This window comes from Bacillus sp. Medicinal_06 (assembly GCF_056711665.1).
The window spans coordinates 23,055-34,385 of the sequence record NZ_JBWYHD010000010.1; the positions used below are offsets into that span (position 1 = coordinate 23,055).

Sequence of the window (11,331 nt, forward strand, 5' to 3'; positions counted from 1 at the left end):
ATCAGTGTTTTTCTATATATCGGAGTTTCAACGATATATAGCATATCCTCCACAAAAAAATGACTGTCAGTAAAGACCAGTCATTTTTTTCGTACTTTCATAAGGTGAATCTGCTAAACTTATCGCTGAAATAATCGAAACTCCATCTGCCCCCGCTTCTATAACAGAAGCAGCATTTTCAACGGTAATCCCTCCAATTCCAACAATCGGGACTGTAATTCCCATCTCTCTAAAATGCCGCAAGCCTTTCGTTCCTTGTACCGCTTTTGTATCTTTCTTCGTGCTCGTTGGAAAAATTGGACCCACACCTAAATAATCCGCGCCATTTGCAATTGCAAAACGAGCTTCTTCTATTGTATGAGTAGATACCCCGACAATTTTATCTCCCATTTTTTCACGAACTGATGTAATTCCTTCATCATCTTGTCCGATATGAACACCATCTGCCTCTAACTCGATTGCTAGTTCTACATCATCATTCACAATGAAAGGTACATCATATTCTTTGCAAAGCGCTTGTAACTGCTTTGCAAAACGCACTCGTTCTTCTCCAGTTAAAGCATCTTCACCTTTTTCACGAAATTGAAAAAGCGTCACTCCGCCATCTAACGCTTCCTTCATTACTTGTAATGGATCCCGCTTGCAGTTATTACTCCCCATAATAAAATATACTTGCAATAATTTTGACATTTGTTGTTGATCAATACGTGCCATTCCTCTCATCCCTTCTTACTGCACCTCTTGGATACTTCCATGTTGTTCAATATCACCTTTAGTAGTGTTTGCTAACTGATTCAAAAATTCAATTTGGAAACTTCCTGGTCCTTGCTCTACTGTTTTACTTGCAGCTCTTTCCGCTGCTACCCCATAAAACGTTAATGCTGCAACCGCTGCTTTTACATAATCCTTTTCAACTGCTGCAAATGCTCCCATTACAGAAGTTAATAAACAGCCTGTTCCTGTCACTTTCGTTAAAATTGGATGACCATTGCGAACAATGATTGTTCGCTCACCATCTGTTACAATGTCTTCTTTTCCTGTAATAACAGCGACTGTATCTAGTTCATCTGCTGCTTGTTTCGCAATTCCGACAACATCACCATTTCCAGTACCAGCGTCAACACCTTTAATCTCCCACTTTTCATTGATAACATTAGCAATTTCTGCTGCATTCCCGCGAATCATCGCTAGTTTCACTTCACTCGGAATATGTCTTGCAACTTCTGTTCGATAAGAAGTTGCACCTGCACCAACTGGATCAAATAATACTGGTACGTGATGCACATTCGCTGATTTCCCAGCAAGTAACATTGCTTCTACTTCTTCAGGACGAAGTGTACCCATATTTAAAACAAGTGCTCCGGCAATGCTTGCCATTTCTGCCACTTCTTCTTTTGCGTATGCCATAACAGGTGAAGCTCCTAATGCGAGTAAACCATTAGCTGTAAAGTTTGTTACAACGACATTTGTAATATTATGCACAAGTGGATTGAATTCTCTTACTTTCCCCACTACTTTTGCGATTTCTTGTATATTCATTCTTTTCATCCCCTAACTTTATTATGGGAGATACACAAAAAGACACTTCGCGTATGCAAAGTGCCTGAACATGTGCTGCTTACACTCTCCCTACGCTGGCATTATCCAACAGGTTCCAATGGTCAACGGGCGGTTTAGCCGTACTCTCAGTCTGCATCCGCAAACTCCCATGTGCTCTTATTCATCTACTTCAGAGTCTACTCTTATTCTCGTAAAATAACAAGTTCTTTACTTTCTTATAAAAAAACAATGATAGGAAATGAATCCTATCACTGTTTCTCATCTTATTATTTTAAGGCTTTAGATACTTCTTTTACCATCGCTGATACAGACTCAAGACCGCCACCAGATAGGTACCAGTAGTTTGCATCTAAGTAAACTACATTGCCGTTTTTCGCAGCATTTGTTTTGCTAACAATTTCATTTTCCACAACTTGTTTTGCAGAAGATTTACCGCCAACAACAGCACCTCTATCGATTACAAATAAGTAATCTGGGTTTTTCTCTAAGATATATTCAAATGAAATCTTATTACCATGAGTATCCGCTTTAAGTTCTGTATCCACAGGAGCCACACCAAATACGTCATGAATAATGCCAAAGCGAGAATTTGGACCATATGCACTTACTTGACCGTCATTTGCTAAGATAATTAAACCTTTTTTATCACTTTTCGTAGCTTTTTCATTTAATGCTTTTATATCTTTTTCAACTGCTGCAATTTCTTTTTTCGCTTTATCTTCTTTACCGAAAATTTTTGCTAACATTTCTGTGTTTTCTTTAAATGACTTCATATAATCTTTTGTATCTTGTTCTACATAAATTGTTGGAGCAATTTTTTCAAATTCTTTGTATGAATCAGATTGTCTTCCAGAAATGATAATTAAATCTGGATTAATTTCATTAATTTTTTCAAAATCTGGCTCTTTTAAACCACCAACGTTTGTATACTTTTTATCTTCATATTTAGAAAGGTATTTTGGTATATTCTTTTGTGGTACACCAGTTACGTCAACACCTAATTTATCTAATGTATCTAATGAACCAAAGTCAAATACGACAACTTTTTTCGGGTTTGTTTTAACTTTTGTTTCTCCTAATTTGTGCTTAATCGTAATTTCTTTACTTTCACTTGCTTCTGTCTTCTTATCAGAAGAAGCATTATTGCTACATGCTACAGCTACAATAGCAAGCATGAAAGTTAATAATAGCATTGCTAATTTCTTCATTTCCTTCACCTCTATAAAATTTTTAAAATTATTTTAAGTCGATAGTAAGTTATTACTATCAAAATAACTTCCACTATGAAAAATAAATACATATATTATTGCCAGCTATTTTTTCAATATGAATATCCATATCGTAAATATCTTTCAAAACAACCGGATCAATAATTTCATGTGTTGCTCCCTCTTTCATTACTTTTCCATCTTTCAAAGCAACGATGCGATCGGAGTAACAAGAAGCAAAGTTAATATCATGAATGACAATTACAATTGTTTTGCCAAGCTCTTCAACTAAGCGTCTCAGCACTTTCATAATTTGGACAGAATGTTTCATATCTAAATTGTTAAGCGGCTCATCTAGCAAAATGTATTCTGTATTTTGAGCAATGACCATCGCAATATATGCTCTTTGCCGTTGCCCACCACTGAGCTGATCTAAATACTTATATTGAATATCTTCAAGCTCCATATAACGGATTGCTTCTTCAATATGATTCCAATCTTCTTTTGATAGATTGCCTTGTGAATATGGAAATCTTCCAAAGCTAACTAATTCCCGAATTGTAAGTCTTAAATTAATATGATTTGTTTGCTTTAAAATAGAGATTTTCTTGGCAAGTTCATTACTATTCCATTCGCCAATTTCTTTATCCTCTATATAAATTTCACCAGAATCTTTTTTTAATAACCTACTTATCATCGAAAGAACTGTACTTTTTCCAGCTCCATTCGGCCCAATAAAGGATGTTATTTTCCCTTTTGCTATTTTAATAGAGACATCCTCAACAACATTTTTATTTCCATATTGTTTTGATACATTTCTTACTTCTACCATGTCTTGCTCTCCTTTAATAGAAGATAGATGAAGTATACTCCACCAACAAAATTCACAATAACACTTAAAGTTGTATTAAATTCAAACAATCTTTCAACAATCAATTGTCCTCCTACTAGAGCAATAATACTAATAAAGATAGAACCTGCTATTAAATATTTGTGCTGATATGTACGTAAACATTCACGTGCAACGTTAACTACAAGTAATCCTAAAAATGTAATTGGTCCAACTAATGCTGTAGAAATAGAAACTAGAATCGCAATTACAATTAACAGTTTTTTCACAACTTTATCGTAGTCTACACCTAAATTAATAGCCTCTTCTCTTCCTAGTGATAATACATCTAATAACTTCAGTTCCTTATACACATATGCAATAACTAATACAATTCCGATAATAGACGTTACAAGTAACTCTGTTTTTACGTTATTTACACTAGCAAACATTTTTCCTTGTACAATTTGAAATTCATTTGGATCAATGAGCACTTGCATAAAGGAAGATAAACTTTGGAAGAATGTACCAAATATTAATCCGATTAACAATAAGAAGTAAATATTGTTGCCTTCCCTCTTGAAGAGAAACTTATAAAGGAATAGCGAAAATACAACCATTAAACTTATCGATATAAGAAAGTTAATATTTGTATTCATCATCGCGATATGCTGTGATCCAAACACAAACACAACAAATGTTTGAATAAACATATAAAGTGAATCTAAACCGATGACACTAGGTGTTAAAATACGGTTGTTACTAATTGTTTGAAAAATCATAGACGAAAACGCAATTGCTCCGCCTGTTATAACCATTGCCAACAATTTCTTTCCTCTTCTTGGCAATGCATAATCTAATGTATTCATATTTAAGTTAATAAATAAAAATATCCCAATGGCTATAACTGATAAAATGGCAAGCACTGCCAACATTTTTTTATGATTTATTTGTTTTCTATGTTGCATATGCGTTTCTCCTCATCAATAAATAAAGGAAGATTCCGCTTCCGATTACCCCTACTGTAAGACCGATAGAAATCTCGTACGGATAAATCACGACGCGACCAAGTATATCGCAAGCAAGTACGAAAACTGCTCCGAGTAAAGCAGTATGTGGCAAACTATTTTTCAAATTATCCCCGCGGTAAATCGAAACAATGTTTGGAATAATAAGCCCTAAAAATGGAATCATTCCGACAGTTAAGACAACCAATGCAGAGACTAAAGCGACGATAATGAGACCGATATTTAGCACACGGTTGTAATTCATCCCTAAATTCGCTGCAAAATCTTCTCCCATTCCAGCAACGGTAAAACGATTTGCGTATAAAAAGGCAATGATCACAAGCGGGATACTTAAATATAAAATTTCATATCTTCCCTTCATAATCATTGAAAAGTCACCTTGTAGCCATGAATTGATATTTTGAATTAAGTCATATTTATAAGCAAAGAATGTTGTAATGGAACTAATAATATTTCCAAACATAATCCCAACAAGTGGAATGAAAATTGTATCCTTAAACTTAATTCTCTTTAAAATTTGCATAAATAAAAATGTGCCCGCTAACGCAAAAATAAATGCTACCAACATTTTTTCAAGTGGGCTTGCTGACGTAAATAGCAACAATGAAACTAAAACGCCTAACTTTGCGCTATCCATCGTCCCCGCAGTTGTTGGAGATACAAACTTATTTCTGCTCAATTGCTGCATAATTAAGCCACTTATACTTAAACTAATACCGGCTACAATAATACTAATTAAGCGCGGTAATCTGCTAACAAGTAAAATTTGGAGCTGTCCTTGATCTAAATGTAAAATGTCTGTCGGCTTAATATCTTTTACACCGATAAAAATAGACGCAATTGATAAAACAATAAGCATGATAAACAAATATCTTTTTTTCATAATTTCTTCATGGTGCAGATTATATTCTATCGTTATCATTTGATTTCAAACAGACTATAATCCTATCATTTTATCCCCCTCATCTATACATAGAATGATATAAAACATAAAGTGAAACTTTAATCAGTGTGGGTTTTCTCCATCCCCCACTGATTATTAGTTGAACCAATCGAGCTTTTACATGCAGTTTGTCTTCCACCTAACTTCTTTGCTTTCACAGAATTTTGAGGTGGGAGTATTACTGCTCGTTCATGCGGGATACAAATGATTTTGATTATCAATTAAACTTATACTTTACTATATTTAATAATTGATTTTATATCTGACATTTTAGCAATAATCAGACAACCTCCTTTAATGATAATGAAATTCATTTACAGTGTCAACGCATACCATTTATTTATATCGCTTTTTTATTCATATAAGGAAACCTACCCTGTCTATAAGATTAATAAAAAAGCCCAATTCCCTTTTGAGGTAAGGAAAAACAGGCTTTTTTCTTATATTTTTGAACCAAACTTGAATTTTCGCCAACACTTCCGCTAACGCAAGATTACATGGTTCATCATCTTAATTTTGTTGTTTCATATACTTCGCGACGTCGCGCTTTGATACTTTTCCACTTTGCATAATAATTGTTTTTCCTTTCAAAAAGAAAAACAATTATTTTGTTATATACGAAATACTAAAAACTTTCACATCTTAACTATTTAAAGATGTAGAGTATTTAATTAATAACAAAAGGTTAGAATCTTCGGCATAACTGAATCCGCAAAGGATGTATGCTATATTTAACTTACGGAAATTTGAAAGGATGTTTGAAATATGGCAAAAAGTGTTGTAATTGCTGAAAAACCTTCTGTTGCACGTGATATTGCACGTGTATTGAAGTGTGATAAAAAAGGAAATGGTTATCTTGAAGGTAATAAATATATCGTTACTTGGGCTTTAGGACATCTTGTTACATTAGCAGATCCAGAAAGCTATGATGTGAAATACAAAAAGTGGAATTTAGAAGATTTGCCAATGTTACCTGAGCGTTTGAAATTGACAGTAATTAAACAAACTGGCAAACAGTTTAATGCTGTTAAAAGCCAACTGATCAGAAAGGATGTAAATGAAGTAATTGTAGCTACAGACAGTGATTTATCTCTATAAAGTGTAACTGCACATAAATCCTAAAACACCTTTCATCCTTAAGTTAATAATGATATCTAATACTTTTACAATTGCACATAAAAAGAAGCGCGTAATTTATCCTTAAATTACGCGCTTCTTTTATATTATATAGAAGAAACCCACCCATTTCGAAAAATTTTGAACGAAATAAGTGGATATAACTTGGTGAAGGAGTTAGTTTTTATAAAGAAGTTTTACTAAAACGGACTTAGAATTTTTTAATTAAAAAGGAATAAAACAGGCTAACATTATCGCATACCTTGTTTGAATGTTACTTTGAAATAAAGTTTGATCATTTCATAATAGTATTATTCAAAAATCACGACCGATTTTAAATGATATGAATCACAACAGAAGTAAAAGACAGTAAAAATGAAAAGAAACTGACCAAAAAAACCGTCATTCAACGATTTTTCGAATCAACTTCTTAACAACTCATTATTATTTTAAGCTATCAACCCAGTTAATTAACTGTTCCCTTGAGCCAGCCAGTAAATACTTATGAGAGTTTCCCTCGTCATTCTTAAAAAGATTCTCTTTCATTAATACTTTAAATGTAGCGTAAATGGGAATGCGCGGGGCCCTTTTATACTCGCTCTTTGACATGATTTCATTACCCATGTCGTTTAATACATTCGTGGTTTTTACATATTTATGTTTTTCTACATAGTTGAGGGCACAAAAAACAATACCTTTAAATAAGGCTAGTGGAATGACATTAGAATATGGTGTACCCTCAATTCTCACAGTTTCGATACGAATTTTCCCCTCAGTAATTTTCCAACTAGTTCTTGCTGTTGCAGAAATCTCTTCTCTATTTGCTCCATCACTATCTACTTGCTCTTCTTCATCAAATATTAAATTAGTCCATTCATTTTTTAATTCATGAACCTTCTTTATAAATAAGTCAACTTTCTCCCCTTGGTTAGATAACTCTGTTACTGATTGCCATTCTTTATTAGATGCGTGTTCAGATACTTTTTTTCCAATATAACCTTGGTATGCTTCTAATGATTCCATTAATGATTCAAATGAACCTGTAACATCATTCATCTCATTATGATTATCGTTTAAATCAAGGTCATTTTTAAATTTAGTCATAATATAATACCCTCCACATTAATTATTTAACAAACGAAAATTTATAAGTTAATTATAATACAACTAAAATTTAAATTCAATTACACTTTTGTAATCAATTACAAAAGTGTAATTGATTACAAAAGTGTAAACCTCCTATTGTTGTTATATTTCTTTAACAAATCTTGATTAAAAATACCTCATAAATCCGTATTATACGATGAACAAAGAATCTCTTTTGAAAATCTTTTGATCAAAATTCACATATAAAAAAAGAATTGCCCATCAAAACTTTAGATGGGCAATTCTTTTTATTTAATCAAATTTTAATTTCTTTAATGCTTCTGCGAATGGGTTATTTAATGGTTCTTCTTCTTTGTTCTGTTGTTTCATATATTTTTGAACATCGCGCTTATCAGCTTTGTTTCCAGATTCTTTTTTACGTCTTTCTTGGAATGTGGATAATTTCTCGCGATAGCCACATTTACATGCAAAGATTTGTCCTGCACCTTCACCACGTAATTCTAACTTCTTCTTACATTGCGGACAACGAGCGTTTGTTGTACGAGATACATTTTTACGATGACCACATTCACGGTCTTGGCAAACGAGCATCTTTCCTTTTTTGCCGTTTACCTCTAGCATCGGTTTACCGCAGTCTGGACAAGACTTCGTTGAAATGTTGTCATGTTTATATTTTTTATCACTCGATTTAATTTCAGAAACAATTTCTTTCGTATAGTTCTTCATTTCTGAAATGAATACTTCTTTTTTCAGTTTACCCTTTGCAATTGCCTCGAGCTTTTGTTCCCACTCACCAGTTAGTGTAGGTGATTTTAACTCTTCTGGCACTAAATCAAGTAACTGACGGCCTTTTGAAGTAATGTGAATATCTTTACCACGTTTTTCAATTAAGAATGAATTGAATAGCTTGTCGATAATATCAGCTCGTGTCGCTACAGTACCTAATCCGCCAGTTGATTTTAGCGTATCAGCAAGTTGTTTATTTTGTGTATCCATATATTTTGTAGGATTTTCCATTGCTGAAAGTAAAGTAGCTTCGTTAAATCGTGCAGGTGCTTTTGTTTGACCTGATGTTTGCATAATTAACTTTACAGTTAATGTATCGCCTTTTTCAATGCGAGGTAGAAGTTGTTCTTTTACTTCATCCGTTACATCATCATCTTCAAAGCGATTTTCATATACTTCTTTCCAGCCGGCATGCAGAATAGTTTTTCCGCGTGCAATGAACGTTTCATTACCAACTTTTGTGCGTAACGTTAGTTGCTCGTATTCAAATGCTGGGAATAAAACTGCTAAGAAACGTTTTACAACTAAATCATAAATTTTACGTTCTTTATCTGTGAAGGCTGAGAAGTTAACGTATCCTTCTGTCGGAATAATTGCGTGATGATCACTTACTTTACTATCATCAACAAATGACTTATTAGACTTGATAGGCTTTTGTAATACTTTATGTGCTAAAGGACGATACTCTCCAACTCCGCACGCCTTTAGACGTTCTGGAAGTGTTCCAACGATATCAGATGAAATATAGCGTGAATCTGTGCGAGGATACGTTAGCACTTTATGTTGCTCATACAATTTCTGCATAATGTTTAATGTTTCTTTTGCAGAGTAACCGAACTTTTTATTTGCATCACGTTGTAATTCAGTTAAATCATAAAGACCAGGAGAGAATGACTTCTTCTGTTTTTTATCAATTTCCACAACAGTAGCATTATGCTTATCTAAACCTTTTACAATGCCATCAATTTTTTCTTTATTAAAACTGCGGCTATTACCGTTAGCATCTTGCCAAGTTAGCTTTAACTGATTCGTTGTTTGAGCTTCGATGCCGTAGTAAGTCTGAGCTTTGAAGTTCTTGATTTCATCTTCACGATTAGCAATCATAGCGACAGTAGGTGTTTGCACACGGCCGCAATTCAGCTGGGCATTAAAGCGAGTCGTTAAAGCGCGAGTCGCGTTAAGACCGATATACCAGTCAGCTTCTGAACGTGCAACTGCTGAAGCATATAAATTGTCGTATGCTTTACCTGGCTTTAAATTAGCGAATCCATCTTTAATTGCTTTATCAGTAACAGAAGAAATCCATAAACGTTTAATTGGTTTATTCACTTTAGCCTTTTCAATTATCCAACGTGCGACTAATTCTCCCTCTCTCCCTGCATCGGTAGCCACAATCACCTCATTAACATCATTTCGACTAAGTTGATGTCTCACAGCATTAAACTGTTTTCCCGTTTGTTTTATAACAACTAATTTCATACGTTCTGGAAGCATTGGAAGATCTTCAAGATTCCATGTTTTATACTTATTATCATAAACTTCAGGATCTGCGAGCGTCACTAAATGCCCAAGAGCCCAAGTCACTATGTATTTGTCACCTTCTAAAAATCCATTACCTTTTTTTGTACACTTTAATACTTTTGCTATATCACGTGCAACTGATGGTTTCTCAGCAATTACTACACTCTTTGCCATTTATTCAAACTCCTTTACTAACTATATACCGTTTAATATACCACAGTTTTCAAGAAGAATAGTAAGGAACACCCTCTATTTGGCAGTCATAATTGACATAGCTTGTTTAAGAATCTCTACTTCTTGTCTTAATTTCTTATTCTCTCTATAAACCTCATTTTAGCAGGTTATGAAAATAAGGCTGACTATGATGGACATCAGAAGGATTTAACTCAAGATAGTAAAGAAGATAGGCAACTAAGATACGAAAAATACGATCTTTCTATTATTAAAAATATTGCAGGAGGGAAAGCCTATTCCAAGAAAAATCCAAATCTAATATCTGAATCACTATTAGTACATTTAACAAAGGAGTTGGGATTCAAAAAGGATAAACGCAAATTACTATGGGGAGATTTTGAAAATAGTGACCTATCTAAAGTTTTATTTATAAAACTTCTTATTGATGTTTTATATGGGGATGATGACGAATTAAAAAAACTATATAATAACGTGCTGTTCGACTATGTTCCGTATGCTGAATATCACTCATATTGGCAAATATTTGTGGTTGGTGAAATAGAGATGCCTAAATTTCTTAATAGTCAATTAAGTATTTTTTCTCATTTTTATAATCTTAAAGAAGATGATATTTTTGAAGAATATGAATCCATACAAAAAAACGCAATTGAATTTCTTTACTATAAGTGCGGAAAACAAATTCATAGTTTATTTGTAGATTTCATAATGCAAGAAGGGGAATCTCTGAAGAAACTAGATAAGAAATTAAATAATTTTGTCTCACGTTTAACTAGATTTCTTCTGAAATTTATTCCGAACGAGGATTCATTGGGATTAAGGGCTCGCAATATAATTATTTCAGATTATAAGAAATTCGGGACTTTGATAACTAAAGAAATGAAAGGTGAGCCATGGACATTAGATGAACATACGTTAAAATTGTTGGTAGAATCTTCCTTGTCATACATTACAGAATTAAAAAGAGTGCAAACGATAGAGCTTGAGGTGATTAACAAATACAATTTTAGCGGAAAATAAAAAGGTGATGATGTAGACTGA

General features: G+C 33.5%; 9 protein-coding genes, 1 pseudogene and 1 riboswitch. Of the genes and pseudogenes, 2 read left to right on the forward strand and 8 right to left on the reverse strand.

The genetic code is table 11. The features are described 5' to 3' along the window. Positions 1 to 66: 66 nt before the first annotated feature. From thiE to AC1M36_RS21370, 6 genes are all read right to left on the reverse strand, one after another. Positions 67 to 714, reverse strand: a complete 648-nt coding sequence (thiE, locus tag AC1M36_RS21345) for a thiamine phosphate synthase (RefSeq protein ID WP_336453261.1) — start codon at positions 712 to 714, stop codon at positions 67 to 69. A gap of 15 nt (positions 715 to 729) precedes the next feature. Beyond that, positions 730 to 1,539 carry a hydroxyethylthiazole kinase gene (gene thiM / locus AC1M36_RS21350; RefSeq protein ID WP_336453260.1) on the reverse strand — a complete coding sequence of 270 codons (810 nt, stop codon included), beginning with the start codon at positions 1,537 to 1,539 and terminating at the stop codon, positions 730 to 732. A 70-nt stretch (positions 1,540 to 1,609) separates the two neighbouring features. Beyond that, a riboswitch (TPP riboswitch) is annotated at positions 1,610 to 1,720 on the reverse strand. Between the two features lie 106 nt (positions 1,721 to 1,826). Next, complete coding sequence (locus AC1M36_RS21355; RefSeq protein ID WP_336453259.1) at positions 1,827 to 2,768, reverse strand: siderophore ABC transporter substrate-binding protein; 942 nt, start codon at positions 2,766 to 2,768, stop codon at positions 1,827 to 1,829. A 73-nt stretch (positions 2,769 to 2,841) separates the two neighbouring features. Continuing rightward, positions 2,842 to 3,600: an iron ABC transporter ATP-binding protein gene (locus tag AC1M36_RS21360; protein WP_336453258.1), complete on the reverse strand. Its 759-nt coding sequence runs from the start codon at positions 3,598 to 3,600 to the stop codon at positions 2,842 to 2,844. After that, positions 3,594 to 4,547 (reverse strand): iron chelate uptake ABC transporter family permease subunit, encoded by a 954-nt coding sequence (locus AC1M36_RS21365; RefSeq protein ID WP_479846192.1) that lies wholly within the window; start codon positions 4,545 to 4,547, stop codon positions 3,594 to 3,596. Before AC1M36_RS21365 ends, AC1M36_RS21360 begins: the two co-directional genes overlap by 7 nt. 7 nt (positions 4,548 to 4,554) lie before the next feature. After that, on the reverse strand, positions 4,555 to 5,508 hold the full coding sequence (locus AC1M36_RS21370; protein ID WP_336453256.1) for an ABC transporter permease: 954 nt from the start codon (positions 5,506 to 5,508) through the stop codon (positions 4,555 to 4,557). 825 nt (positions 5,509 to 6,333) lie between these two features. On the opposite strand from AC1M36_RS21370, the pseudogene AC1M36_RS21375 reads away from it, so the two are divergent. After that, positions 6,334 to 6,651, forward strand: a pseudogene (locus AC1M36_RS21375) (toprim domain-containing protein); the annotation flags it as partial. Between the two features lie 477 nt (positions 6,652 to 7,128). Here the strand turns inward: AC1M36_RS21375 and AC1M36_RS21380 are convergent. Together AC1M36_RS21380 and topB are read right to left on the reverse strand one after the other, a co-directional pair. After that, entirely contained in the window at positions 7,129 to 7,788 is a 660-nt protein-coding gene (locus AC1M36_RS21380; protein ID WP_479846158.1) for a hypothetical protein, read from the reverse strand. Positions 7,789 to 8,082: 294 nt separating this feature from the next. Next, the gene (topB, locus tag AC1M36_RS21385) at positions 8,083 to 10,272 is read right to left on the reverse strand and encodes a DNA topoisomerase III (protein ID WP_479846159.1); all 2,190 of its coding nucleotides are present in this window, start codon (positions 10,270 to 10,272) and stop codon (positions 8,083 to 8,085) included. Positions 10,273 to 10,626: 354 nt separating this feature from the next. On the opposite strand from topB, the gene AC1M36_RS21390 reads away from it, so the two are divergent. Further along, positions 10,627 to 11,310 carry a hypothetical protein gene (locus tag AC1M36_RS21390; protein ID WP_479846160.1) on the forward strand — a complete coding sequence of 228 codons (684 nt, stop codon included), beginning with the start codon at positions 10,627 to 10,629 and terminating at the stop codon, positions 11,308 to 11,310. The last annotated feature ends 21 nt before the right edge of the window (positions 11,311 to 11,331 follow it).